General features: G+C 69.7%; 22 protein-coding genes. 3 read left to right on the forward strand and 19 right to left on the reverse strand.

Annotated features, from left to right (window positions below; genetic code table 11):
- Positions 1-18: 18 nt before the first annotated feature.
- The 3 genes from catA to HFP48_RS20755 are packed head-to-tail and all read right to left on the reverse strand — an operon-like array spanning position 19 to position 3,110.
- Positions 19-867, reverse strand: coding sequence for a catechol 1,2-dioxygenase (gene catA / locus HFP48_RS20745; protein WP_168579941.1), 849 nt, complete (start codon positions 865-867; stop codon positions 19-21).
- Positions 868-886: 19 nt separating this feature from the next.
- Positions 887-2,506: a 4-hydroxyphenylacetate 3-hydroxylase N-terminal domain-containing protein gene (locus HFP48_RS20750; protein WP_029545350.1), complete on the reverse strand. Its 1,620-nt coding sequence runs from the start codon at positions 2,504-2,506 to the stop codon at positions 887-889.
- 31 nt (positions 2,507-2,537) lie between these two features.
- Positions 2,538-3,110 (reverse strand): flavin reductase family protein, encoded by a 573-nt coding sequence (locus HFP48_RS20755; RefSeq protein WP_168579942.1) that lies wholly within the window; start codon positions 3,108-3,110, stop codon positions 2,538-2,540.
- Between the two features lie 237 nt (positions 3,111-3,347).
- Between HFP48_RS20755 and HFP48_RS20760 the strand changes: the two genes are divergently transcribed.
- A complete protein-coding gene (locus HFP48_RS20760; RefSeq protein WP_168579943.1) occupies positions 3,348-4,292 on the forward strand; it encodes an AraC family transcriptional regulator in 945 nt (314 codons plus the stop codon).
- Positions 4,293-4,370: 78 nt separating this feature from the next.
- Here the strand turns inward: HFP48_RS20760 and fgd are convergent, their stop codons facing one another.
- The 10 genes from fgd to HFP48_RS20810 all read right to left on the reverse strand — a co-directional run bounded on the left by fgd (position 4,371) and on the right by HFP48_RS20810 (position 17,153).
- The gene (fgd, locus tag HFP48_RS20765) at positions 4,371-5,384 is read right to left on the reverse strand and encodes a glucose-6-phosphate dehydrogenase (coenzyme-F420) (protein WP_168579944.1); all 1,014 of its coding nucleotides are present in this window, start codon (positions 5,382-5,384) and stop codon (positions 4,371-4,373) included.
- Between the two features lie 70 nt (positions 5,385-5,454).
- Positions 5,455-5,922 (reverse strand): RDD family protein, encoded by a 468-nt coding sequence (locus HFP48_RS20770; protein WP_168579945.1) that lies wholly within the window; start codon positions 5,920-5,922, stop codon positions 5,455-5,457.
- Complete coding sequence (locus HFP48_RS20775; protein WP_043802318.1) at positions 5,919-6,710, reverse strand: hypothetical protein; 792 nt, start codon at positions 6,708-6,710, stop codon at positions 5,919-5,921. The genes HFP48_RS20770 and HFP48_RS20775 overlap by 4 nt, the downstream gene beginning before the upstream one ends.
- 75 nt (positions 6,711-6,785) lie before the next feature.
- Entirely contained in the window at positions 6,786-7,268 is a 483-nt protein-coding gene (locus HFP48_RS20780) for a hypothetical protein (RefSeq protein WP_168579946.1), read from the reverse strand.
- Positions 7,269-7,408: 140 nt separating this feature from the next.
- On the reverse strand, positions 7,409-9,211 hold the full coding sequence (locus HFP48_RS20785) for a helix-turn-helix domain-containing protein (RefSeq protein ID WP_246872443.1): 1,803 nt from the start codon (positions 9,209-9,211) through the stop codon (positions 7,409-7,411).
- A 108-nt stretch (positions 9,212-9,319) separates the two neighbouring features.
- On the reverse strand, positions 9,320-10,132 hold the full coding sequence (locus HFP48_RS20790) for a hypothetical protein (RefSeq protein ID WP_168579948.1): 813 nt from the start codon (positions 10,130-10,132) through the stop codon (positions 9,320-9,322).
- A 116-nt stretch (positions 10,133-10,248) separates the two neighbouring features.
- Entirely contained in the window at positions 10,249-12,576 is a 2,328-nt protein-coding gene (locus HFP48_RS20795; RefSeq protein ID WP_006945517.1) for a hydantoinase B/oxoprolinase family protein, read from the reverse strand.
- 24 nt (positions 12,577-12,600) lie between these two features.
- Positions 12,601-14,727 carry a hydantoinase/oxoprolinase family protein gene (locus HFP48_RS20800; RefSeq protein ID WP_006945516.1) on the reverse strand — a complete coding sequence of 709 codons (2,127 nt, stop codon included), beginning with the start codon at positions 14,725-14,727 and terminating at the stop codon, positions 12,601-12,603.
- Between the two features lie 30 nt (positions 14,728-14,757).
- The gene (locus tag HFP48_RS20805) at positions 14,758-15,180 is read right to left on the reverse strand and encodes an acetone carboxylase subunit gamma (protein WP_006945515.1); all 423 of its coding nucleotides are present in this window, start codon (positions 15,178-15,180) and stop codon (positions 14,758-14,760) included.
- Between the two features lie 53 nt (positions 15,181-15,233).
- Complete coding sequence (locus HFP48_RS20810; RefSeq protein WP_168579949.1) at positions 15,234-17,153, reverse strand: hydantoinase/oxoprolinase family protein; 1,920 nt, start codon at positions 17,151-17,153, stop codon at positions 15,234-15,236.
- A gap of 406 nt (positions 17,154-17,559) precedes the next feature.
- Here HFP48_RS20810 and HFP48_RS20815 point away from each other — a divergent pair, with 406 nt between their 5' ends.
- Positions 17,560-18,330, forward strand: a complete 771-nt coding sequence (locus HFP48_RS20815; protein WP_006945513.1) for a sulfite exporter TauE/SafE family protein — start codon at positions 17,560-17,562, stop codon at positions 18,328-18,330.
- Between the two features lie 65 nt (positions 18,331-18,395).
- Positions 18,396-19,154, forward strand: coding sequence for an HAD-IIA family hydrolase (locus HFP48_RS20820; RefSeq protein ID WP_044476465.1), 759 nt, complete (start codon positions 18,396-18,398; stop codon positions 19,152-19,154).
- Positions 19,155-19,354: 200 nt separating this feature from the next.
- Here HFP48_RS20820 and HFP48_RS20825 read toward each other — a convergent pair whose 3' ends face one another.
- The 6 genes from HFP48_RS20825 to HFP48_RS20850 form a co-directional block, all read right to left on the reverse strand.
- The gene (locus HFP48_RS20825) at positions 19,355-20,044 is read right to left on the reverse strand and encodes an MspA family porin (RefSeq protein ID WP_168579950.1); all 690 of its coding nucleotides are present in this window, start codon (positions 20,042-20,044) and stop codon (positions 19,355-19,357) included.
- Between the two features lie 63 nt (positions 20,045-20,107).
- The gene (locus HFP48_RS20830) at positions 20,108-20,815 is read right to left on the reverse strand and encodes an MspA family porin (RefSeq protein WP_168579951.1); all 708 of its coding nucleotides are present in this window, start codon (positions 20,813-20,815) and stop codon (positions 20,108-20,110) included.
- A gap of 353 nt (positions 20,816-21,168) precedes the next feature.
- Positions 21,169-22,515, reverse strand: a complete 1,347-nt coding sequence (locus HFP48_RS20835) for a bifunctional adenosylcobinamide kinase/adenosylcobinamide-phosphate guanylyltransferase (RefSeq protein WP_168580618.1) — start codon at positions 22,513-22,515, stop codon at positions 21,169-21,171.
- Entirely contained in the window at positions 22,515-23,321 is an 807-nt protein-coding gene (locus HFP48_RS20840) for an ABC transporter ATP-binding protein (RefSeq protein WP_102799912.1), read from the reverse strand. Before HFP48_RS20840 ends, HFP48_RS20835 begins: the two co-directional genes overlap by 1 nt.
- Positions 23,318-24,346, reverse strand: coding sequence for an iron ABC transporter permease (locus HFP48_RS20845; protein WP_006945506.1), 1,029 nt, complete (start codon positions 24,344-24,346; stop codon positions 23,318-23,320). Before HFP48_RS20845 ends, HFP48_RS20840 begins: the two co-directional genes overlap by 4 nt.
- A complete protein-coding gene (locus tag HFP48_RS20850) occupies positions 24,343-25,317 on the reverse strand; it encodes an ABC transporter substrate-binding protein (RefSeq protein WP_168579952.1) in 975 nt (324 codons plus the stop codon). The genes HFP48_RS20845 and HFP48_RS20850 overlap by 4 nt, the downstream gene beginning before the upstream one ends.
- Positions 25,318-25,328: the final 11 nt, after the last annotated feature.

Here is a 25,328-nt window from a genome sequence, read left to right on the forward strand (position 1 = left end):
ACCGGCGGCGCAGCCGCGTCAGTCCGCGAGCGGGTCGAGCGCGAAGTCGTACGTGGCCACCTTGCGGCCGGCGTCGTCGACCTGTGGTTCGAGGACGAGTTCCGGTTTCGTCGCGGTCGCGACGTCGTCGTCGAGCCACTCACCACCGGCGAAGTACAGCTGGGTGATGATCGGCTGCCTGCCGGGTGCGGTCACCCGCAGGTGCAGGTGCGCCGGGCGCCACGGGTGCCATCCGGCTGCCTCGATGAACTGCCCGGTGGGCCCGTCGGTGGGGATCTGATACGGAGCCGGCTCGATGGTGGTGATGTCGTAGCGGCCCTCGGCGTCGGCGACGACGGTGCCGCGCAGATTCCATTGCGGAAGGTGCGGGGCGAACTGGGAGTAGTAGCCTTCGTCGTCGGCGTGCCAGATCTCGATCCGGGCCCCGCCGAGGCCCCGGCCGTCGAGGTCGGTGACCTGTCCGCGCAGGACCAGCGGGGGGTGGACGCGATCCTCGTCGCGCATCGGGAGTGTGCACCGCGCCGGTAGTTCCGGTGCGCCCGGAACGTAGTACGGCCCCTCGATGCTGCCCTTGGTGCCGCGGAACCTCCGAGAGTTGACGTCCTCGATCTCGTGCTCGACGAACACGTCCAGCAGCAGCGGCCACTCGCCGCCCTCGCCCACGTCGATGAGCCACTGCTTGAGCACGCGGTACTCGTCGTAGGTGACGGCATGTTTCCGGATCAGCGCGCCGAATCCCGCGAGGGCTTCGGTCGCGATGGCGGACAGACGCTCCGGTGAGGTGTCGGCGGTGCAGCGTTCGCCCTTGAACTTGTCGGTGGCGGCGTTGCCGGATGCGGCAGCGGTGGGGTTTTCGGTGATGGTCATGGTGTCTCCCGGGAAGTGGTCAGGCACGGCGGAAATGGGACACGTCGTCGTTGCCGACGAGGTCGGGCACGGTCCAGCCGTCGAGGTCGTACTCGCTCATGAACTGCTCGGCCAGGCCCTTCATGGCGGACACGTCCCCACGGCCTTCTGCGGCGAACAGCAGCTCGGCCTTGACGTTCTCGTGGTTGCCGGCGTAGTTCCGCTCGTACAGTTCGTGGCGGCCGCCGAACTCGGAGCCGATCGAGTCCCACAGGGCCTTCATGACCTTGACCCGGTCCACGGCGGTGATGCCGTCGGAGCCGCGGACGTACTTGTCCAGGTAGGGGCGCACCTCGGGATTCTTGAAGTCCGCCGCCGACGAGGGCAGGTAGATCAGGCCCGAGGCGACGTCCTGCTCGATGATCTCCTTGATGCGCGGGTAGCCCTGCATCGCGAACATCCGGTAGGTCAGGCCGTACTCGAGCTTCGGGATGACGGTGTCGCCGATCCACGGTTCCGGGTTGTTGACCATCGCGTCGGTGAGCGACCAGAACAGGTTGCGCCAGCCGATGACCTCCCCGACACGGGTCTGCACCCCGCGGAAACCGCCGGCGCCGGTCGCGTCGAGGGCCTTCATCAGCAGGCCCGCGATGAAGTCGAGCTTGACCGCAAGGCGCGTGCAACCCTGCAGCGTGAAGCGCTGGAGGAAGCCCGAGCCGCCGAGGAAGTTGTTGATCTTCTCCACGTCCCCGTACATGAACACGTTCTCCCACGGCACGAGCACCTTGTCGAAGATGAAGATCGCGTCGTTCTCGTCCATGCGCGAGGACAGCGGGTAGTCGAACGGGGATCCGACGACGTTGGCGTTCTGGCTGTAGGAGGCCCGCGAGATCAGCTTGATGCCGGGCGCGTCCATCGGCACCGTGCAGATCAGGGCGAATTCCTTCTTCTTGATCGGCAGGCCGTAGTGGGCGATGAAGTTGTAGTTGGTGATCGCCGAGCCGGTGGCGACGACCTTGGCGCCGGAGACGATCAGGCCCGCGTCGGTCTCCTTCTCCACCTTCATGAACACGTCGCCCACCTCGTCCGGCGGCAGCGACCGGTCCACCGGCGGGTTGATGATCGCGTGGTTCCAGTACAGGACCTTCTCCTGCGACTCGCGGTACCAGCGCTTGGCGTTGTCCTGGAACGGCGAGTAGAACTCGTCGTTGGCGCCGAGGGTGCCGAGGAAGGAGGCCTTGTAGTCGGGGGACCGGCCCATCCAGCCGTAGGTCATCCGCGCCCAGGTGGCGATGGCGTCGCGGTCGGCTCGCAGGTCGTCGGCGGACTTCGGGGTGCGGAAGAACGGCATGGTCACCCCGCCGTTGCCGGTGTCGGTCGGGGCGGTGAGGGTGCCGACGTGCTCGCCGGTGTGCAGCGCGTCGTAGAGGCGCGCCGTCATGCGGATGGAGTTGCGGAACGCCGGATGGTTGGTGAAGTCCTTGACGCGCTCGCCGTGCAGGTAGATTTCGCGACCGTCGTCGATCGACGCGATGTACTCGTCGCCGGTCATCGGCCGCGAGGCGAAGGTCTGCTGCTGATTGGCCGGGTGGTCCGCGGCGACGTTCACCTTCGACCGGTCGACGGTGCCGGTAGCGGGGGCTGCTTCGGTGGTGGTCATGGTCTTCCCTTCGAAAGAGGTGGGAGCGGGGTCAGGAGGCAGTGCGGGCGAGCTGCGAGGGCAGTGGGGTGAATGTGGTGGTGGCGTCGAACCATCCGCTGTGCGGATCGTCGAGGCACCCGTTCCACGCGGTCGAGCCGGACCGGTCCCCGAGGTCGTGGAAGGTGCTGCGGAAGAACAGGAGCGGGTCCTTCTCGGCGTCGACGGAGGCGTCGACGATCTCGCCGACGAAGATGACGTGGTCACCGCCGTCGTATTCGGCCCACGGGCGGCAGATCAGGGTGGCCGCGTTGCCGAGGAGGGCGGGTGCGATTCCGGTGTCGTCCCATGTCGGCGCGACGGCCTGCGGTCTGCCGGCGAAATGCAGTGCGGTGGAGAGCTGGTCGGCCGCCAGGATGTTCACGGCGAACGGCGCGTCGTCGAGGTAGCCACACGCCTTCGACGTCCGCGTCAGCGTCACCTGGCACAACCTCGGCTCCAGCGAGATGGCGGTGAAGGCCGTGACCGTGGCCCCGTGCGGAGCGCCCTCGGCGTTGGCGCACGTGACCACAGTGACCCCGCTGGCGAACTGACCGAAGATGTTGCGAATTGCTCGCTGGTCCATGAGGAGACCGCCTTTCTGCACGATGTGCGATCGCAGGTCGATCCGGAACGAGAACCAACGTATGACCCGGATCACACCCCGTCGATCCGCATTGCGAAGGTGCGATCCGCATTGCGAAGCGGGCTCGGAACGCACCGGATCATCCGGGCGGCACGTGACTGTCGTCACAGTACGGTGCTAGCGTGGGGAGCTGCCTACATACCGGCACGGCACCAGTTGGGAGGGTTGGAAGGGCGAATGCGAGCACCGGAAAGCCGCGGCTTCACGGACTGGGACGAAGTGCACGACGTGGTGTCCCAGGCGTACTTCCCGCACCAGCTGACGCTCCTCAGCCGCGGGCCCGCCGCCCGCACGTCGCTGGAATCGACCCAGCTCGGCGCCGCGCGGCTGGCGCGGATCGGCTTCGGCGTGGACGTGTCGATCCGTTCCGAGCATCCCGGCGCGTACGGCATCAACATCCCCCTGACCGGGCACCTGGTCACCGCCGTCGGCCGCGACGAGGTCGTGTCGGCTCCCGGGCTGGCGACGGTCTGCCCTCCCGACACCCCCACCGTCATCACCCGGTGGAGCAGTTCGTGCGAGATCATCGGGTTCAAGGTCGACCGCGACTACATGCAGCGCGAGATGGACCGCCTGCTCCCCCGTCCGGGTAGGCAGCTGCCCGCGCAGCTGGATCTGCGGGCGGGAGCGGGGGCCGACTGGCTGCGCCTCGTCCGAGCGGTCGCCGACGAGTCGCTGCGGGACAACGTCCTGCTGCGCAGCGTCCAGGTGGCCGAACAACTTTGCCGCGCCGTCACGACCGCGCTCGTGCTCGCCGCCGCACCGGACGACGGTGACGGCCCGACCGGGGTGCGGCCACGGATCGTCAAACGGGTGGTGGACGCGGTCCAGCAGGATCCGGCGCGCCCGTGGACCGCCGCGGAGATGGCCGAGCTCGTCGGCGTCAGCGTCCGCCGCATCCAGCAGGGCTTCCGCGAGTGCGTCGGCATGACGCCGATGGAGTATCTCGCCGACGTCCGGCTCGAGCGGGTGCACACCGATCTGTCCCGAAGCGATTCCAGTGCAACGGTATCCGATGTCGCCCTTCGCTGGGGCATCATGCACACCGGGCGGTTCGCCGCCGCGTACCGGCGCAAGTTCGGCGCCAGCCCGTCCGAGACGCTGCGCGGCGGGACCGCCTGACCTACAGGCGACGTCGTCGCCGGTGTGTCCTTCGGGCGGCTGGAACAGCCCAAAGGACGCACCGGCGGCGCAGCCGCGTCAGGCCAGCGCGCGCAGGCGCGGCGCGAGGTCGCGCTCGAACAGGTCGAGGAAGCGCCGCTGATCGTGCCCCGGCGCGTGGAACACCAGATGGTTCAGCCCCGCGTCGACATACGCCGCGACCTTCTCCACCGCCTCGTCCGGATCCGACGCCACGATCCACCGCCTGGCCACCTGCTCGATCGGCAGCGCATCGGCCGCCGCCTCCATCTGCACCGGATCGTCGATGCTGTGCTTCTGCTCCGCCGTCAGCGACAACGGCGCCCAGAACCGGGTGTTCTCCAGCGCCCGCTCCGGATCGGTGTCGTAGGAGATCTTGATCTCGATCATCTTGTCGATCGCCCCGGCGTCCCGCCCGGCCTTGCCCGCACCCTCGGCCACCGCCGGCAACAACTTCCCGGTGTAGAGCTCCATCCCCTTACCCGAGGTGCAGATGAACCCGTCCCCCGCCCGGCCCGCATACCGCGCCACCACCGGACCCCCCGCCGCGATGTACACCGGGATCCCGCCGGCGGGCACGTCGTAGATCGACGCCCCCCGGGTGCTGTAGAACTCGCCCTCGAAATCCACCCGCTCCCCGGTCCACAACTCACGCATCAACGCCACCGACTCCCGCAACCGCGCGAACCGCTCCTTGAACTCCGGCCACACCCCCGCATACCCGGTGGCGATCTCGTTGAGCGCCTCCCCGGTGCCGACCCCGAGCATCACCCGCCCCGGATACAGGCACCCCATCGTCGCGAACGCCTGCGCGATCACCGCCGGGTTGTACCGGAACGTCGGGGTCAGCACCGAGGTCCCCAACTGCAGCCGCGAGGTGCGCTCGCCGACCGCGGTCATCCACGCCAACGAGAACGGCGCATGCCCCCCGTTGTGCCGCCACGGCTGGAAATGATCCGACACCGTCGCCGAATCCATCCCGTGTTCCTCCGCCAGCACCGCCAGCTCCACCAGCTCCCGCGGCCCGAACTGCTCCGCCGACGCCTTGTACCCCAACTTCAGACCCTGCGACACCACGAACTCCTACCCGTCTACGAATCCGGCCGGGTTCGAGTATGCCCAGACACGTGTGACGGACGCGACGTCACCTCTCGGCCTCGGCAAGATGCAGGTCGGGTTTCCAGTCGTAGACGACGCTGGTGCGCAGCAGGATGTCCTGCAGGGACCGGCGGCGGCGATCCACCGCCACCCACAGCAGCCCGAACCCGAACATCACGCACAGCCCGGCGCGCAGCCCCGCCCGGACCCATCCGACGAGGTCGCCGTTGCGGCTCACCATCCGCAGCCCCATCACCACCGCGCCGACCGTGCGACCGGTGGTGGCCCAGGACACCGTCAGGTACAGCGACGCGACACCGACGAACACACCGACGGACAGCAGAACGTGTGCGTCGGGGAAGGAGAACTCCTGCGGCGAGAACAGCAACCGCACGAGTACCACGGCGAGATAGATCGCGCCCATCACGGTCAGGACCACGCCGAGGTCGATGGCTGCGGCGATGCCCCTCGTGACGATTCCGGCGGGTCGGTGGGATGGTTCCCGGTTGCTCATGCCGGTTCTTCCGGGATCTCGGCGCGCCCGAACAACCGGCCGACGAACCCGGATACCGCATCGTCGGCGTGCATACCCTGGCTGCGCACGCCGCGCATCGCCTCGGTGGACATGGACCCGGTCGACTCGCGGATGATGGTCGGCAGGTCGACGCCTTCGATCACCGCGTTCGCCAGGCCGATGAGGTCGACTCGCCCGATGATCGCATCCACGTCGATCGTCGCGGCGACGGCGTCCAGGTCGACCCGATCGATGATCGCGCCCACGTCGATCGTCGCCGCAACCGCATCCAGGTCCACCCGATCGATGATCGCGCCCACGTCGATCGTCGCCGCAACCGCATCCAGGTCCACCCGATCGATGATCGCGCCCACGTCCACCCGTTCCGCCACCGCGTCGATGTCCACGCGGTCCAGGATCGGTGCGATGTCGACGCGCGCCGCGATCGCGTCCAGGTCCACCCGACCGACGATCCGCTCGACGTCGACGCCCTCGGCGACGGCATCGAGGTCGACGTGGTCCCGCACGACGGCGGTGATGTCGACCTCGTCCAGCGCGGCGCTCACCACCCGGCGCACCACAGCGCGCAGCAACCGGTCCGCGATCTCGTCCCCGGCGCGCAGGGTCTCGGCGCCGCGCGCCTCGAGCGCGACGAGCGCGGGGTCCACACCCGGTAGACGACGTGCCGCGTCGACACCGAACAGGAGCATGCGACGAATCCCGTCGCCCACGGTCGCGGCGGCACCGACCGCCACGCGTACCGGGTCGGGGCCGGTCCTGCCGTTCATACCGACATCAAAGCCCTCCGGCGCCCGAAATGCACGTGGTTCGCGATCGGCCCGTCCGAGGGTCGATCGCACGGTTCACGCGGAGCGGTCCAGCTGCGGCGCAGCCCGGAGCGACGCCGGGCCGAATTCGACGGTGACGGACACGGCACCGGAATGCACGAGGAGGGCATGCACCGCCCCGCTGTACCGGCTCCGATGGTCCGCGAGGCGCCGCACATTCGGTACCGGAACCGCGGGGGCCTCCGACACGGGCAACAGGATCTCCGCGTCGAGCCGGCTGCGGCTCCCCTCGATCAGCAGGCCCTCCGCGACCACCCAGCGAACCGGCACATCATGCCGCTGCTGCACGTCGCCCACCACCAGTGCCACGTGCTCTTCGTCGTCGTCCACGACGGTGAGCAGACGCCCTCTCCGGGTTCCGACCGTCAGCGGCACGTCCGATACGAGTTCGGGACCGCCCGAGTCGATCCCCGCCTGATCGAGGAACGGACATCCGTTGGTGCGCAGGATCATTCGCCTCGTGTTCCAGCTGAAGAACGGCTCGTCTGTGGTGTTCACGACTCTCGTTCCTCCTTCACGCAGTCGACGAGATGTGCTATCTCCATCTTCGGCGGGAGGAGCGGTCGCGAACTGTCCCAGATCCGGACAGGGATCCTCGTCGCGGCAACCGGCGCGGCGCGACGATCGCCCGTAGGTGACTACTCGCCGGTGAATCCGAACAGAGTCAGCTTCCGGTACAGCGACGACCGCGAGATTCCCAGCGCGCGCGCAGCGTGCACACGGTTGCCTCCGGTTTCCCGCAGGATCTTGGCGATGAGATCCCGTTCGGCGGACTCGACCGCGTTGAGTTGCCTGCGCGGACCGTGCCGGCACCATTCGGGCAGGTCCTCGACGGTGATGGCGCCCGCAGGCCGTTGTGCGACGGCGCTCCGCAGTGCCGCCTCGACCTCGTGGATGTTGCGCGGCCACGGATAGCGCGCCAGCACCCGCATGGCGTCGGGAGCGACCGCTCGGCTCTGCGATCCGCTGATCTTGCGGAGCACCTGCGCCACGACCCCGGCGATGTCGTCGGTGCGGTGCCGCAGCGCAGGAACGTGCACGGTCCGGTCGAGCGCCGCCAGCAGCGGTGCCAGGGCCTCGGACGGCGGCTCCTCGGACTCCTCCATGGTGGCCACGACGAATATGTGCTCGGGGACGGGTTCCGCCAGGGTCTCGGCCAAGGTCGTCGTGAGCGGGGCGGGCATGGCCTGGATGTTGCGCAGCACGTACAGGGTGGGGTTGGTGGAGGACACCGTGAGCCCGGACAGGTCGGTCTCGCTCCCGTCCACGAGGATGCTCCGCCCCCCGGTGTACAGGGAGTGGAAGATCTCCGACGCGAGAGACGCCTTCCCCGTGCCCGGTTCGCCGGTGAGGAGCAACTTCGCCCCGGCGGACAGGGCCTCCTCGATCTCGTTGCAGGCGCGCATCCACAGCGCGGAGGAACCGCTCGAGCGGAGACGATCGGTGCCGGCAGCGGCCAGACCGACCCGCCCGGAGTGCAGCCGGTGCTCGCGGACACGGTTCGGAACGGACGGAAGCGGTGCCGCGGCCGCGGCCGCCTCGGAGACCTCGACGAGGTATCCGGCGGTGTCCTCGCCCGCCAGGATCCGGGTCGCGCGAACCCGGACGGACAGGCCGGTGCCCAGCTCGACCAGTTCGTCGATGCGCGCGCGGTGCCCGATGACGTAGTCGACGTGTTCACCGACACGGCGTTGGTCCTCCGGCGCGAGGAGGGTGTGGGCGAGCGGATTCGCGAGCGACATCGCGCTCCCGATCGCCATGAGGGCCGTGCCGCCGCGAGCGTCGGCCCGCACGAACGCGTCGAACAGCGCGTGCTGGCGGGCGCTCCGGTCCCGGAACAGATTCTGTTCGATCTCCGCCGCCGCGGTCCGCACGACGGTCGTGAGCAGCGGCGAGGAATGCTCGGTGAGGCAGCTGATGTCGATGACGCCGGCGACGCGTCCGCTGAACGGGTCCCGGATCGGCGCCCCGGAGCAGGCGAACGGCTGGAACCGTTCGTGGAAGTGCTCGGCGCCCTCGATCTGCACCGGGCGCCCGGATTCCAGCACGGTGCCGACGCCGTTGGTGCCGATCTGCCCCTCGCAGTAGTCGAATCCCGGCGCGAGGGAGACATGGTCGAGCAACCGTCCGATGGCGCGGGCCCCGTCGAGGCGCATCAGCACCTGTGCCTTGGCGTCGGTCAGGGCGATGCTCACCGGGACGTCGACGGTCTCCTCCGCGAGGCGGTCCAGGACCGGCAGCGAGCACTGGACCAGCCGAGAGGTCCGGTCCACCTCCCCCGCGAACCGGACCTCCCCACCGGACGGTCGCACGCCCGCCGCGGCGGAGCGCCGCCACGACGCGGACACGACGGAGGAGACCAGCGAATCGTCCGGTTCGCCGGAGTCGAGGAATCCGGCCCGGGCGACCGCCACCCGCAGCCGTCGGTCCGCGCTCTTCATCGGGCGCCTCGCCCCGGCACTCTCGTGATGCACGTCACGCCTCCAGGGTAGCGTCCGCCCCCGGGCCGGTGCCCCTCCCCGCGGCACCGGCGTGCAGGTAGTCCACGTTCAAGCACCGTGGCCGTCGAGCCGGGCCAGCCGGGCGAGCACCGTCTCCGGGACCGCATCCGCCGGCAGGTGCGCGAGCCGGAACGCGCCGCGGGCGTCCGGTACGGCAGCGTCGTCGGCGAGCCAGTAGCCGGAGCCGACGACGTCACCCTCGTGCGCGCCGACCGAGACGGTGTCCTCGCCGCGCAGTCCGATCTCCCACCGGTAGTGCGCGGCCACGTTCGTCACCGGCACGTACGACTGCGGATCGACCGGCGGTAGCGCGGCGGCGTCGGCGCCGGGCGCGATCCGCTCGTCGAGCAGGACCGCCGAGACCGGCACCTCGGCGAAGCCGCGCAGCCAGTCGGCGACGTACATCGCCGCGGCCTCGACGCGGTCCGCGTCCAGGTCCGCGACGTCTCCGGGGTGGGTCGCCGCCAGCCAGGCCCGCGGCGAGGGGATCTGCAGCACCAGCGGCAGCCGCGTCGTGCCGGCCACGGTGGCGGCGAGCGTCGCCACGGCGCGGGCGGTCGCGGCGTCCGCCAGCAGTGCCCGCAACGCGTACCCGGTCCGGGACCGTGCGGCCATCGCCTCGCGCAGGCGCGGGTCGTCCGCCGCGAGGCGGTAGTACTCGCCGAGATCGAGCAGCGTGACGTCCGGTCGCAGCAGCCCGTGGGCCTGGTTGAGGAAGTTCGACAGCGCGGTGGGATCCTCCCAGGGCACCGGGTTGCCGCGGAGCAGGACCCGGCGGCTGTAGTCGAGATGGTCGACGACGAGCGGGACCCGGCGCCCGGAGACCGGCGCGTCGAGTACGGCGGGAAACGAGATGGTCATGTTTCTGACTCCAGGGAGTGGGTGCCCGCACGGTGAGGGGAGCACACGTGCGGGCACCCGGCTTGGGTGGATCCGGTGGCCGGAGCCGGCCGGAACCGGCTCCGGCCGGACCGGTTTCAGGACTTGCGGTGGACGATCTCGCCGTGCTTGGACTCGAGTTCCTTCACCCGGGCCGTGAGCTCGGCGATCTTCAGCTCCCGCCGGTCGGGCATCATGATGATCGGCATCTTGTCGATCGTCGTGGTGACCCGCTCGGCGCCGTGCACGGTGAAGTGCGTGGCGGTCAGTTCCTCGGTGTCGCCCCAGGATCCGTAGTACAGCAGGTCCTGCGGCGGTTCGGGCGTCACGAACTTCTCGACGAACTCGCCGTAGGGCACACCGCGGGAGAGCCGGTCGCGCCGCATCGACGCACGTAGCGTCTCCGTGGCGTCGACGTCCACGACGAACGTGTCCGGCGCGTACACGACGCCGTAGATGTCGTGCGCCACCTTCGCGGAGATCCGGTCGATCTCGAGATCCGCGACCACGTCCTCCGGGGCGCGTTCGAGCGGATCTCCGTACCCTCCGCCCGTGCCCTGCGAAATCATGTACAGCTCACCGTCCTTGGCGACGTCGAACTGCAGACCCATGTGGCTGGTGCTGTACTCGGCGCCCTCGAAGGGCTGTTCGTTCATCACCTTCTCGATGGACAGGTCGAACCGTTCCGGGTTGCGGCGCAGCTCGTCGTAGACGTTGACGCCCTTGACCGTCGCGAGCGGGTAGGTGTTGCAGCCGTACCCGCCGAACTGTCCGCTGATGGAGGAGAACTTGGCACCGGAGGTCACCGTCATGAAGCCCCACAGCGGGGTGCCCTCGGCCGCCACGATCATCTCGTAGCCCATGCCGCCGCGGTACTTGCCGAAGCCCTGGTTGTCGCGGACGATCCGCTTGCTCACCAGCTGCATGAAGGGCACCTCCTCCTCCATGACCTCCTGCTCGGCCGTGTCGGCCATCGCGCAGAAGAGCGGGGAGACCGCGTCCTCGCCGTCCCGGAACGCCTTGGCGCCGCCGCCCATTCCGTTCAGGTCGGCGCACAGGTTGCCGACCTGGTCGCCGTGCTGGGTGACCCCGCCCCACAGGAAGGTGTTGATCTGGTTGAACCAGGGCGCGATGACGTTGGAGAACTTCTCCGGGTTGGAGAATTGCAGCTTGGCCCAGGGATTCTGGAGCGCCGAGAAGCCGCGGAAGGAGGCCTGCAGCGACTGGCCCATGGGGGCGTCGTAGCCGGCGTCGGACCACGTGTGCTCGTCGGAGATGATCTCGATCGGGCTCATCGCGGAGGTGCAGCGCGGCAGGTCCGGCCACCAGAACGCGAGGATGGCCTGCATCATCATCGACTTGACCGAGCACAGCGGCGAGTTGATGGCCCGGTTCAGGATCTCCGGTCCGCTGCCCCGCAGGTCGATGGTCATCTTGTCGCCCCGGACCGTGATGGAGCAGGCGAGCTTGATGAGGATGTTCTCCTTGAGGGTGGAGTCCATGAACTGGTTGAACCGGACTGTGCCGTCGGGCAGTTCCCGGATGCGCCGGCGCACCTCGGCCTCGACGTCCTCGACGGTGATCCGCAGCGCCGCGACGAACGTCTCCACGCCGACCTCGTCGATGATCTTGTCGACGCGTTCCTGGATGCGCTGGACCGCACCGATCTTCACCTTCAGGTCGGCCAGCTGGAGCTTCGGGTCGCGGACCGAGTGCTGCAGGAAGGTGAGCAGGTCGCGGCGCAGCTCGCCGCGCTCGACGATCTTGAACGGGCTCATCCGCAGGCCGTCGTCGAACGGGGTCTCCGAGCCGGAGGGCATGCCGCCCGGTTCGCAGGCGCCGTTCTCGCCCTCGTGGATCGTGGCGGCCACCCAGGCGATGATGCGGTCGTCCCGGATGATCGGCATGATCATCGACTGGTCGGTGTTGTGGACGTTGCCGAAGCGGGCGTCGTTGTGGATGAACCCGTCGCCGGGGTGGATTCCGACGGTCGGCTCGTCCTTCCAGTACTTCATGATGTACCGGATGGGGTGGTGCAGGATCGCGGAGAAGGCGATCACGCCGTGGCAGGACAGGTAAGTGACGTCCCCGGCCGCCGTGTAGATGGCCGTGGTGAGGTCGCCCCACTTGGCGCCCGGCGCCGCGCCCATCGCCTCGCACATCTCGAAGCCCTCGTCGAGGGCGCCCGCGAGGCGCTTGCGGATGCGGTCCACCTGGAGGGGGTCGACCCCGTCGGCGAGGCATTCCTGCTCGAACTCGCTGCGGGAGGTGATGTGGTGCGAACGCATGATCTCCCGGTCCGGCCCGAGGAACAGCGTCGTCTCGTCCATGAAGTCGTCGACCCACTGCTGCTCCTGCTCGTTCAGCGAAGCGGTTGCAAGGCGCTGCTCCGCAGCGGCTGTGAGGTCGTCGTGAAGTGCGGTCATGGCTGTGTCTCCTGTGTTTCTGCGCTAGTCCTTGAGGAACCAGACGGCGCCCTGCGGTGAGGGTTCGAGGCGCCAGCCCGGCTCGACGAGGTAGGTCGTGTTCTCGGTGGTGACGATCGCCGGACCGGGAATCACGTGGTGGTGACTCAGCGCGTCGGCGTCGTAGATCGCGGTGGTGATCGCCCGGGGATGCGCGACGAAATGGACGTCGCGGTGCCCGACCGGCGTCGGCAGCGTCCGCTCCCCGTCGTGGTGCAGGGAATCGAACTCGACGGTCTCACCGTTGACGTAGGACGCGACCCTGATGGTCTGGACGCGGATGCCGGCCTCGGGTGCGGCCGACCCCTCGCCGTAGCGCTTGGAGTAGATGTCGGAGAACGTACGGATCAGGTGGAGCACGTCACCGACGCCGTGGATCCGGTTGATGTCGAAGGCCACTGCCGTCGTCACGAGCTGGTTGCCGTAGCGCAGGTCCATCTCGAGGCGGTGCTCGATCGCCCCGTCGCCGACACCCTGGCGTCGCAGATCCTCCGCGCCCCGGGCCTCGAGCGCGGCGACGATGTCGTTGAATTCGTCGTAGCTGTCGTAGAGCCCGCGGGTGGTGGCGTTGTAGAGCACCACGTGGACGCCGCGCTCGTGGATGTGCAGCTGCTTCATGTTGCCGGCGCCGCAGGCGGAGAACACCGAGGAGAACGGCGGGGCGAGGATCTTGCGGATGCCGGCCTGGTCGGCGATCCCGCACGCATGCAGCGGGCCGTTGCCGCCGTACGCGAGCATGGTGAAGTCCTCCGGCAGATAGCCGCGCACCCGCAGCTCCTTGGCGATGCCGATCGCCATCTGCTCGTCGACGGACCGCTTGATGACCTTGGCGACGTCGATGACGTCGAGGTCGAGCTCGTCGCACAGCTGTTCCTCGACGGCGAACACCGCCCGCTTGCGGTTGAGCTTGATGAAGCCGTTGGCGTAGTTGTCCGGATCGAGGTAGCCGAGCAGCAGGTCGGCGTCGGTCACCGTGGGGCGCAGCCCGCCGCGGTCGTAGCAGGCCGGACCGGGGTCCGAGCCGGCGGACTCGGGCCCGAGCCGGACCGAGTGGTGGATCCGGTCGTAGCTTGCGATGGAACCACCACCGGCGCCGAGGGTTTCGAGGTGGATCATCGGGACCGAGACCAGCCAGCGGTCGATCGTGGGCTGGAAGTCGTAGTGCTTCACGCCGCCCGCGGGTACCAGTCCGATGTCGAAGGACGTGCCGCCCATGTCGGTGGTGATGATGTTGCCGATCCCCGAGGACTCCGACAGATGCTCGGCGGCACTGACACCCGCGACGGGACCCGAGTGGATGGTCTGCAGGGCATCGGTCGAGTTCATCTGGGCCATGCCGCCGGAGTTGTGGATGATGAGCATCGGCTTGTCGTAGCCCGAGTCGCGCAGGTTGTTCGCGAGCTGGCTCATGGCGTGGAACATGATGCCGTGCAGGAAGCCGTCGACGATGGTGGACGTCGCGCGGACGTACTCGCCCTTGCGCCCGGAGACCTGGTGGCCGAGCAGTACCGGGATCGCGCCGAGCTGATGCTCCGGGTACTCCTCCTGGATGATCTCCATGATCCGCAGCTCGTGGGTGGGATTCTCGGTGGCGTTCACCAGCGACACCACGAGCGCCTGCGCACCGGCGTCGACGAGTTCGCGCACCATCGTGCGCACGTTCTGCTCGACGAGCGGAACGACGATCTCGCCGGCGGAGTTGACCCGCTCCTGGACCGACCGGATCAGGCTCCGGTGGACCAGCGGTTCGGGCCGCTCCGCGGCCGGCAGGTTCTGCTGCATCGACGGATCGAGTCCCTCGCCGTATCCGCGGCCGCGGGAGAGCGGGATGGTGTCCTCGAAGCCGTGGGTGACGATGGCACCGACGCGCGGGCCCTTGCGCTCGATGAGGGCGTTGGTGCCGAGCGTGGTCGCGTAGCGGACCGAATCCACCTGGGACAGGACGTCGTCCCGGTCCAGTTCGGCTCGGCGGCAGGCGAGGTCGAGTGCCTCGTTGAATCCCTGCGCCAGGTTGTGGTGGGTGGTGAGGGCCTTGGCCTCGACGTACTTGTCGTCCCAGGCGAAGAAGCAGTCGGTGAAGGTGCCGCCGATGTCGACGGAGATTCGTTTCATGGTGACGAGGTTCCTTGCGGGTCGCGGTGACTAGTGGTGGTTGTGGCGCCGGCCTTCGAACTCGCCCTCGGCGTCCTGGCCGGGGCCGTACGTGACGACCTGTCCGGGATCGGTGCCGCGTTCGAGCCACTGGGCGCGCAAGGCGTCGACGTCCCATTCCATGTCGACGGTCGGGGGGTGTCCCGGCGGGATGTACTCGGTCTCGATCTGGGTGCCGCAGCCGGGGCAGTAGTACTCGAGGATGCGGCAGTAGGCCGGGTCCGGCGAGAAGGTGAACTCGTAGCGGTCGGGATCGATGATCGGCTGGTGGATCTCGCGCGGGTCGCGGTCGTAGACCAGGGTGCCTTCCTTGTAATTGCCGCGGGCGCTGCCGAGTTCGTGCCGGCACACCCGGCACACCCACAGTTCGCTGTCGAGGTCGATGACCAGGTATTCGGTCATGGGGATCTGCATGTCGTGCATCCTTCGAACGAGCCTGCGGTCGAACAGGCTTCGGGCTCTGTCGGTCAGTGGGTGTCGGTGAGCAGCAGGTCGCCGCCGGCGGTGACGTCGAACTTCCAGCCCTCCTGCACGCGGGCGGTGAAGAAGGGGCCTTCGACGATGGCCGGGCCCTCGGCGGTGGCGCCGGGCTCCTGGTCGGCCAGCGCGAACACCGGCACCGCCCGTCGGCCGCCGGCTCCGAGCACGGTGCGCTCCCCGGCCGCCCGGGGATCGCGGGCCTCGGCGAAGGAGCCGTGCGGGAGCTCGATCCGGTTCATCCGGCGGGTGGCCACCAGGGTCAGCGCGGTGGACGCGCCGGGCAGGAGCTCGACGTACTCGCCGGGTTCGTACGACGCCTCGTCGACCGTGGCCCCGTGCGCATCCTCGGTGGTCAGGGTCCAGGAGAGTTCGCAGTCGGTGAGGGCGTGCCCCTCCTGGAACATGTCCCGTTCGGCCTTGGCCAGCAGGTCGGCCACGGCCGCGGCGAGCGTCGCCTCCGCCGTGTCCGCGACGTCGGCCTCGTAGCTCTGCCCGATGTCGGAGAACCCGATCCCGAAGGCGGAGAACACCGCCGCGAGCTTGGGGACGAGCACGCTGCGCACGCCCGCGACCCGCGCCGCGCCACACGCACTCATCGGGCCGGCGCCGCCGAACGCGGCGATGGTGGTCTCGTCGGCCTCCGACACCGCGGGCGCGACGGCGTTGCCCATCGCGGTGAAGTACGCCTGCTCCATCGCGAGCAGCGCCTCGTCGAGGGTGAGGCCGAGAGGTTCGGCCACCGTGGCGGTGACGACGGCGCGGGCCCGGTCCGCGTCGAGGGTGAAGTCGCCGTCGAGGTAGGTGGTGGGGTCGAGGACGCCGAGGAGGAGGTTGACGTCGGTGATGGTGGCGGACGTGCCGCCGAAGCCGAAGCAGGCCGGTCCGGGTGCCGCACCGACGCTTTCCGGTCCGACGGTGATCGCCCCGTCGGTGACGGTGATGATGGAGCTGCCGCCGATGCCGGCCGACTCGACGTTCGACATCGGGAAGGAGATCGGGATGCCGGCGATCGAGCCGCGGCGGTCGGTGAGGATCTCCCGCCCGGCCACCGTGCCGATGTCGGTCGTGGTGCCGCCGACGTCGATCATGAGAACGTGCTTGAGGCCGTAGATCTCGGCGAGCGCCCGGGTGCCTTCGAGGCCGCCGCGCGGGCCGGACGAGTACGTCTTGAGGGCCACGGACTTCGCGACGCGCGAGGAGGCGCCGTCGTTGCGGTAGATCAGCAGCGGGTTCTTGACGCGGTGGTCACGCAGCCGGTGCTCGGCGTTGTAGAGGAACCGTTCCATCGTCGGGTGCAGGAACGTGTTGATCACGGCCGACCAGACCCGCCGGGCCGGCGTGCGGTCGGTGGTGAAGTCCCACGAGTACAGGAACGGAACCGAGCCGAGCAGGTGGCGCGGGAACTTGCGCAGCAGGATGCCGCGCAGCTTCCGCTCGCGTCCGTCGTCGGTGTCCCCGACGGCGACGACGATGCGGGCGGCACCGTCGGTGGTGAGACGGTTGACCCGGGCGACCAGCTCCCCCTCGAGGTCCGCGGCCTCGGCGTCGACGACGGCCACCCGGGCCCCGACGAGGTCGTCGAACAGCGCCTGCTGCTCGGGGGTGCGGCGCAGCTCGTCGACGAGGGCGGCCGAGTCGGTGATGATGCCGATGCGGGGGCCCTTGCGCTCGACGAGCGCGTTCGTCCCCTGCGTGGTCGAGTAACGGATGTGCGCCGTCGAGTGCAGCAGTGCAGGCAGGTCCTCGGCTCCGTAGATCTCCTTCGACACCTTCGTCAATCCGTCGAACAGGCACTGCGACAGATCGAACGGTGTGGTGAGGGTCTTGGTGAAGCTGAATTCGTGGCCGTCCCAGGCGCAGATGTCGGTGAGCGTGCCACCGTTGTCGATGTTGATGAGTCTGTCCATCGGGTGTCCCCCGTTTCGGGTTGCGGTGATGCGGTTCGAATGAGGAAGAGCATGCGTCCGGACCCGAAGATGTGAAGTGTGCCACTTTCGGACACCCGCTATGACGTGGCTCATTTCCCGCCCTCGGACGCCCCTCGACCTGCGGATTCGAGCGCGCGTCGCCGGAACGGGGCCGTTCGGCCCCCGAACCGGCGGGAGGGGTGGGCGGCTCCCGCGGACGGGGAGTGTCCGGAATTGGGACGGTGCACCGGCGGGCCACGACGGCGGGACACCGGCACCCGCGGCGACCGGTGCCGTCCGCCGTCGATCCACGCGAAAGCCTTGTCGAGACAGCGTATTCGGTGGCACCCGACGCTCCGGGGTGGCGACGACAGGCCACGGCGGCGCCTACCGTAAGGTCGGCTCGGTGACACCGCTCGAACTGTTCCTCGTCGCCCTGGCCGGGCTGGGCGCCGGCGCGATCAACGCGCTGGTCGGCTCCGGGACCCTCATCACCTTCCCGACCCTCGTCGCCTTCGGCCTGCCGCCGGTGACCGCCACGATGTCCAACGCGGTCGGGCTCGTCGCGGGTGGGGTGTCGAGCACGTGGGGGTACCGGCGGGAGCTGCGCGGACAGTGGCCCCGGCTACGGTGGCAGATCCCCGCGTCGGTCTCCGGCGCGGTCCTCGGATCGTGGCTGCTGCTGAACCTGCCCGAGTCGGCCTTCGAGACGATCGTGCCCGTCCTGCTCGTGCTGGCGCTGCTCCTCGTCGTGTTCCAGCCGAAGCTGCAGCAGTGGGTGCTGCGCCGCTCCGGCGGCCCGGAGGAGCAGATCGGCCCCGCCCGGATGACGGCGCTGATCGTCGGCACCTTCGCAGTGGGCGTGTACGGCGGCTACTTCACAGCCGCGCAGGGCATCCTGCTGATGGGCCTGTTCGGCGCGCTGCTGCACGATCACATCCAGCGGCAGAACGCCGCGAAGAATCTGCTCTCGCTGCTGGTGAACGTCGTGGCCGCCACCGCCTACACGCTGGTCGCGTTCGACCGGATCGACTGGACGGTGGCGGCGCTGATCGCCGTGGGCTCGCTGATCGGCGGGGCCCTCGGCTCCCGGTACGGCCGCCGGCTCTCGCCCACGGCGCTGCGTGCCGTCATCGTCGTGGTCGGGTTGATCGGCTTGTACCGGCTGCTGGCCTGAGCGGTCGGTGACACACTCGAACGGTGAGCGACGAACCCACACCCGCGCCGGTCTGGAACTACCTGATGGACATGGACGGCGTCCTGGTCCACGAGGAACACCTGATTCCCGGCGCCGACGCGTTCCTGACCGAGCTGCGCGAGAACGGCACGCCGTTCATGGTGCTCACCAACAACTCGATCCGCACTCCGCGGGATCTGCGGGCCCGGCTGCTGCGCACCGGGCTCGACGTCCCGGAGAAGTCGATCTGGACGTCGGCGCTGGCGACGGCGACGTTCCTGGCGAATCAGCGCCCCGGTGGCAGCGCATACGTGGTGGGCGAGTCGGGGCTGACCACGGCCCTGCACGACATCGGCTACGTCCTCACCGACAGCGATCCGGACTACGTCGTCCTGGGGGAAACCCGCACGTACTCGTTCGAGGCGATCACCACGGCGATCCGGCTCGTCGAGCGGGGTGCCCGGTTCATCGCGACCAATCCGGATCCGACCGGACCGTCGCGGGAGGGCTCGCTCCCCGCCACCGGGGCCGTCGCGGCCCTGATCACCCGCGCGACGGGCCGCGAACCGTACTTCGTGGGCAAGCCCAATGCCCTGATGATGCGGTCCGCCCTGCGCGCGATCGGCGCGCACTCGGAGCACACGCTCATGATCGGCGACCGCATGGACACCGATATCGTCTGCGGCCTCGAGGCGGGCCTGCAGACACTGCTGGTCCTCACCGGCATCTCCACCCGCGAGTCCGTGGAGATGTTCCCCTACCGGCCCACCCGCGTCATCGAATCGATCGCGGAACTGGTGGGGCGCACCGCGAATCCGTTCTGAGCGGCATCGAGCGGGCGGTTTCGACGCCGAAGGGGAGGTTGTCGCGCATGCCACTCGGGCGATGCCGCAACAACCTCCCCGTCACCGTTCATCCATGACGCCACTGCCCGGCCCCCACCGGACCGGGCAGCGACGACGCCCCGCCGACGAGAGGATGAGGTTCTCGTCGGCGGGGCTGCTCACCTCTGAAGGCGCCTCGCTCAGCCGATGCTGAAGGGCTGGCCCCAGAGGGTGACCTGCTGGACATTGGTCCCGGTGTCGACGGTGACCTTGATGTAGTTGCGAGCCTGCGCGTAGCCGGCGCAACCGGACACGGCGAGGGTCGAATCGGTCCACGTGACGCTGCCGTTCGGGCCCTTCACGACGTTGAACGGAACATGCTGCTCTTCGTCGAAGGCGTTCGCGATGGTGCGGTCGAGGATCTTGAAGTCCTGGGCCTGGCCCGGGCCGAGCGTGACCGTGCCGTTGCCGTTGATCGACGGGGTGATCGAGGCGCTCTCACCCGCGTAGCCGGCCTTGACGCCGGCGCCGCCGCCAGCGGTGCCACCCAGGTTGATCTGGCAGGCGACGATGTAGCCCGGCTGGAACTTGGTGGTGGCCTTCTCGGCACCCTGGCCGCTGATCTCGACCTTGGCGGTGCCCGAGACCCACACGTTGCGGTGCAGCGCCGTCGCGCCCATCGACGGGGAGATATTCGCGGTCTCACCGACGCGGCTGACGGTCACCGTGGTGCCGTTCAGCGTCTCGGTGATGCTGCCGTCCGGCAGCGGGACGAAGGTGTCGGCGTTTGCCGCACCGGCAGAAGCGAATCCGATGGCGACGGCGACGGTGGCGCCGATGCCGGCCGCCTTCAGACCACGGCGCAGGCCGTTGGCGATGCTGGTCTTCATGTTCTCTCTCTCGAGGGTTCGATGTTCGCGGGAGCGAAAAGCCGGAGGGAAGGGCGGTGGCGATCAGCCGATGCTGAACGGCTGGCCGTACAGGGTGGTCTTGGAGTAGTTGGCTCCGGTGACCTCGAGGACCGTGTACGCGCGGGCCTGTGCGTAGCCACCGCAGCCCTGAACCTCGATCTGGGCGTCCTGGTACCGGTAGCTGTACTTGCCGTCCTTGAGGATGTCCTTGCCGTCGATGCGCGCGAACTTCACCTGACCTGCAGAGATCGGAACACTGATCGAGCCGCTGAGGCTTCCGCCACCCGACGAGGGGCCCATGTCGAATCCGGCACCGAGATTGCCCTTCAGGCCCGTGATGTCCATCTGGCAACCAATGATGTATCCGGTCGTCAGGTGCGGAACCTCGTTCGTCGAGGTGCCGTTGGTGCCCTGCGTACCGGTGGGATCACCGGTGGCGATGCCGCCATTGGTCGGGCCGGCCTTGAGATCGGCGGGAAGGCCCTTGACGTCGACCTCGATCGTTCCGGACACCCACGCCACGCGACCAGCGCCGTTAGCAGCCAAGGAGGGCGAGATGAGGGCGCTCTCCGCGGTGCGCTTGATCATGGCATTGCCGTTCGCGGCGACGATCTCGCCGTCGGGCAGCGGGACGAAAGTGTCGGCGTTAGCCGCACCCGCGGACAGGAAGCCCAGGGCGATCGCAGCAGCAGCTGCGACACCACCGATGCGTGCGCCGCGGCGAAGGCCGGACGTGTGCTTGATGCTCAATTCATTCCCCTACTCAGGTGTGCGGTTACCCGGGCGCCCCCGGGCACGGCTGATCACGGCCGCGGGCGGCCGCCGCGGTCGATTCGGATGTGCCTTCTGGTCAGGTCGGGCGAGATACCGGTCGGTTTCTCGCACAGGCGGATTCAGGTGTCGTTGGCGTGCTGCCCCGAAGGGCACTGTGGACCGACACCCCCGCTCGGACCCCAGTTCGTTTCGGAACGATAACACGCCCGATGCGAAGGGTCACTAAACAGTTACGGCTGTGTTCCAGATCACATCTGCACACAATCGTGTGCGATCGGAGGTTTATGTGTGACCGGGAATCCGACTTGCACAGAACGAAGTTCGATGCTCTAGCGCAACCGCATCGGAATGCCCGCCACGACCAACGTCACCGCCTCCGACTCGGCGGCCACCCGCGCGTTGAGCCGCCCGAGCAGGTCGCGGAACAGCCGGCCCGACGCCGTCGGCGGCACCACGCCGCTGCCGACCTCGTTGCTGACCGCCACCACCGGCACGGCACACGAACGCCACGCCTCGAGCAACTCCTCGACGTCCGCCTCGACCGCGGCGACGTCGCCGCCCGACCACACGTCGTGACGGTCCAGGCGGGCGGTGAGCCAGGTCCCGAGGCAGTCGATCAGCAACGGCTCGCGCGACCCGCGCAGTACGGATGCCACGTCGTCGGTCTCCACCGTCGTCCACGACCGCGGCCGACGGACGCGGTGCAGCGCCACCCGCTCGGCCCACTCCGCGTCGCCGTCGCGCGTGCCGCCGGTCGCCACGTACGTCACCGCCGGGAACGATTCGAGCAACTCCTCGGCGTGCCGCGACTTGCCGGAGCGGACACCGCCGAGTACCAGGGTGCGCTGCGTCGCAGCGGCTTTGCCGGTCGTTTGTCCCACCGTCGTCACCTCACCGTCGTCGCCCGGTCGCGCCCCGCAGGCCGCCAGGCGGATCCGCAACTGCGCGACCGGCGGGTTGTGGTGCCCCAGATGCACGGCCACCACGTCTGTCCGCTCGGTCACCGCCCCGCACGCGCGCAGCGCCCCCACCGTCTCGCCGAACGCGGGCAGCGTGTGGTGCGCGTCCCCCAGATCGATGCGGTCACCGAACGTCTCCTCCAGGAAGACCGCGTCGTACCCCGCGCCGGCGACCCGCTCGAACCAGTCCGCGGGCAGCGGGCCGGTGTCGCACGCCCACAGCAACCGGTCGCCGCCCGGGCCCTGCACGTCGTAGAGCACCGAGTCTCCCTCGCTCAGGACCCGGTGGGCGGCGGGCAGGACCCGCACCCGATACTCGCCCACCGTCAGCACGTCCCCGGCCGCGACGGGCACGAACCGCACCGCGTCGGTGGGACCCACCCAGTCCCGGCACTGGTCCAGCGTGTCGGGGGGTCCGATCACCTCGATCTCGAAATCCACTGTCGCCCAAGCACGGAACAGCAGCGCCTGCGGGCCGAGATGGTCGGGATGCGAATGGGTGAGCAGGATGTGCCGCACCCCGGCGAGGGTGCGGCCGTGGCGCAGGGCCGCGCGCGGCGCCTCGGGCCCGCAGTCGAGCATGAGGACGTCGTCCACCAGCGCCGCCGTCTGCCCGCGTATCTCGCCGCGGGCGGCCGCGTCCGAGCACGATGCGCACGTGCAGAACGGGTTCGGCCAGCCGTCGGCCGCACCCGTGCCCAGCAGCAGGACCTCCATCACGAACCCTCCGATTCGGTTCGGCCGGAACAGCTCCCGCGAACCGGAACGATGGCCGGTCCGGAACCGGGTCGGTCCAGCACCTCGACGCGCGCGCCGTACACGTCGGCGATCCGCCGGGCCGTCAGCACCTGCCGGGGCGTGCCGTCGGCGACGACGCGGCCGTCGGCGAGCAGCACCAGCCGTCCGCCGTACAGCGCCGCCGAGGTCAGGTCGTGCATGGCCGCGAGGACGGTGAGCCCGTTCTCCGCGCGCATCGACTCCACCAGGTCCAGCACGTGCTGCTGGTGGCCGATGTCGAGGGCGCTGGTGGGCTCGTCCAGCAGCAGCACCTTCGGCTCCTGCGCGAGTGCGCGCCCGAGCACCACCCGTTGCAGCTCACCGCCGGACAGCTCGGTCGCCGGCCGCGCAGCCAGCCCGCGCAGGTCGAGGCGGTCGAGCACCGACTCGACCACCTCGCGGTCGTGCGCCGACTCGGTCGCGAACCGCGGCATGTGCGGGGTACGGCCGAGCCGGATCAGGTCGGCGACGGTCATGCCTTCGGGCACCACCGGCCGCTGCGGCATGAGCGCCACCGTCCGGGCCATCGCCCGGCGTCCGGCGTGGGCGGGGTCCAGGCCGCCGACGCGGATCCGGCCGGTCGCGGGCACCAGGCCCGCGAGCGCGTGCAGCAGCGTGGTCTTCCCACCGCCGTTGGGCCCGACGAGCGCGACCCACTCCCCCTGTCCGACAAGCAGGTCCACCCCGTGCAGGACGGTCTTGCCGCCGCGGGCGACGCTGAGGCCGTGGCAGTCGACGGCGTTCACGACACCCCCCGATGCCGGCGCAGCACGACGAGGAAGAACGGGGCGCCGACGGCCGCGGTCACCACGCCGATGGGCAGTTCGGCCGGGGACATCACGGTCCGGGCCAGCACGTCCGCCAGGACGAGGAAGGCGGCCCCGATCATCAGCGACAGCGGCAGCAGCAGCCGGTGCCCCGGGCCGACGATCAGCCGGATCGCGTGCGGCACCACGATTCCGACGAAGCCGATGAGCCCGCTGGCGCCGACCACGGCGGCGGTGCCGAGGGTGGCCACGCACACCAGGACCAGCCGGACCCGGGCCGGGCTCACGCCGAGGCTCGCGGCCTCCACGTCGCCGACCGCCATCACGTCGAGCATCCGGCGGTGCAGCAGGATGACCGCGGCGGACACCACGACGTACGGCAGCACGACGACCACGTCGGACCAGCCGTCGGTGCTGAGGCGGCCGAGCAGCCACGTGTACACCTGCCGCAGGGTGTCGTCGTAGAGCTGCTGGACGAACGTCTGCGCCGCATTGGCGAACGCCGCGACCGCGACGCCGGCCAGGATGATGACGACCTCCGAACGCATCCCGCCGACGCTGCGCCCGAGCGCGTACGTGGCGGCGACGGCCACCAGGCCGCCGGCGAACGCGGCGACCGGCACCCCGGCGGCACCGAGCGCCCCGCCGAGCGCGATCGCGAGGGTGGCGCCCAGGCCCGCCCCGCTCGACACACCGAGCAGGTATGGATCGGCCAGCGGGTTGCGGAACACCCCCTGGTAGGTGGCACCCGCGATGGCGAGCATCGCGCCGACCAGCGCGCCGAGCGCCACCCGCGGCATCCGGATGTTCCACAGGATGGCCTGCTGCCGCGTCGTCAGTCCGGAGTCGACGTCGACGAACGGCAGGGCGTCGATCAGCTCGAGGAACACGCCGCGCACGGTGAGCCCGGCGGGGCCGACGAGCACCCCGACGTGCAGCGCGACCACCAGGACGAGGGCTGCCGCGCCGAGCACCAGGGCCGGGTGGCGCGCGGCGCGGGTCACCGGGTGGGCTGCGCGGCGGGTTCGGACGCGGGCGCGGCGGCCACGATCGTCCCGAGGTGCCGCACGAGGTCCACGACCCGGGGTCCCCAGCGGCTGGCGACGTCCTCGTCGAGCACGTGGACCTGGCCGGACCGGACGGCCGTCAGCTCGCCCCAGCCGGCGCGGGCGGCCACGGCGTCCGGGGTGACACCGCAGCACTGCCCGTCGGCGAGGAAGATCAGGTCGGGGTCGGCGTCGAGGACGTACTCGGCGGACAGCTGCGGGTAGGCGTCGGCTCCGGCGGCGTCGCCGATCGAACGCAGGCCGAGCATCGAGTAGATGCCGCCGATGAAGGTGCCGCCGGTGACGCTGTAGTAGGTGTCGTCGAGCTCGTGGTAGTAGGTCAGCGGGGCCGGGCGCGGGGGCAGCCCGGCGACGACCTCGTCGATGTCGCTGCGCATCGAGGCGACGAGTTCGGCCGCGTCGCCGACGTGCCCGGTGGCGGCGCCGAGCTGCTCCATCTGCGTGTACGCCTCGTCGAGGGTGGTGGCGGCGGGCAGCAGCAGCGTGGGGACGCCGGCCGCCTCGAGGCCGGAGACGAGGTCGCCGACGTCGTCCATGGCGACCACGAGGTCCGGTTCGTAGCCGAGCACGGCCTCGACGTTCGGCGAGTATCCGGACAGGGCGGTGACGGGCGCCTCCGCGGGGAAATCGGACTGGTCGTCGACCGCGACGACCTGGTCGCCGGCGCCGACGGCGTAGAGCATCTCGGTGGCGGTGGGGCTGAGGGAGACGATCGATCCGGGGACCGCGTCGAGGGTGATCGCGCCGTCGCCGGAGCCCACGGTGACCGGGAAGGTGCCGTCGCCGGACGACGCGGAGGCCGGGTCGGATCCGCCGCTCGAGCCGCACGAGGCGGCGAGCAGGGCGAGCGCGGCGAGTCCGGTAGCGAACAGCCGGCGGGCGGGCGCAGTGGGGGCAGGCACAGCCATCCTCCGTGAGG

It is taken from the genome of Rhodococcus sp. DMU1 (assembly GCF_012272955.1).
GTDB lineage: Bacteria > Actinomycetota > Actinomycetes > Mycobacteriales > Mycobacteriaceae > Rhodococcus > Rhodococcus aetherivorans.

Coding starts and splice junctions, on each gene's coding strand:
- HFP48_RS20750 (WP_029545350.1), bottom strand. CDS start 2,506: ATGACCACCACCGAAGCAGCCCCCGCTACCGGCACCGTCGACCGGTCG.
- HFP48_RS20805 (WP_006945515.1), bottom strand. CDS start 15,180: ATGCAGATCCCCATGACCGAATACCTGGTCATCGACCTCGACAGCGAA.
- catA (WP_168579941.1), bottom strand. CDS start 867: ATGACCATCACCGAAAACCCCACCGCTGCCGCATCCGGCAACGCCGCC.
- HFP48_RS20800 (WP_006945516.1), bottom strand. CDS start 14,727: ATGAAACGAATCTCCGTCGACATCGGCGGCACCTTCACCGACTGCTTC.
- HFP48_RS20825 (WP_168579950.1), bottom strand. CDS start 20,044: ATGAAGACCAGCATCGCCAACGGCCTGCGCCGTGGTCTGAAGGCGGCC.
- HFP48_RS20850 (WP_168579952.1), bottom strand. CDS start 25,317: ATGGCTGTGCCTGCCCCCACTGCGCCCGCCCGCCGGCTGTTCGCTACC.
- HFP48_RS20790 (WP_168579948.1), bottom strand. CDS start 10,132: ATGACCATCTCGTTTCCCGCCGTACTCGACGCGCCGGTCTCCGGGCGC.
- HFP48_RS20835 (WP_168580618.1), bottom strand. CDS start 22,515: ATGGAGGTCCTGCTGCTGGGCACGGGTGCGGCCGACGGCTGGCCGAAC.
- HFP48_RS20755 (WP_168579942.1), bottom strand. CDS start 3,110: ATGGACCAGCGAGCAATTCGCAACATCTTCGGTCAGTTCGCCAGCGGG.
- HFP48_RS20760 (WP_168579943.1), top strand. CDS start 3,348: ATGCGAGCACCGGAAAGCCGCGGCTTCACGGACTGGGACGAAGTGCAC.
- HFP48_RS20770 (WP_168579945.1), bottom strand. CDS start 5,922: ATGAGCAACCGGGAACCATCCCACCGACCCGCCGGAATCGTCACGAGG.
- HFP48_RS20795 (WP_006945517.1), bottom strand. CDS start 12,576: ATGACCGCACTTCACGACGACCTCACAGCCGCTGCGGAGCAGCGCCTT.
- HFP48_RS20810 (WP_168579949.1), bottom strand. CDS start 17,153: ATGGACAGACTCATCAACATCGACAACGGTGGCACGCTCACCGACATC.
- HFP48_RS20820 (WP_044476465.1), top strand. CDS start 18,396: ATGGACATGGACGGCGTCCTGGTCCACGAGGAACACCTGATTCCCGGC.
- HFP48_RS20775 (WP_043802318.1), bottom strand. CDS start 6,710: ATGAACGGCAGGACCGGCCCCGACCCGGTACGCGTGGCGGTCGGTGCC.
- HFP48_RS20785 (WP_246872443.1), bottom strand. CDS start 9,211: ATGAAGAGCGCGGACCGACGGCTGCGGGTGGCGGTCGCCCGGGCCGGA.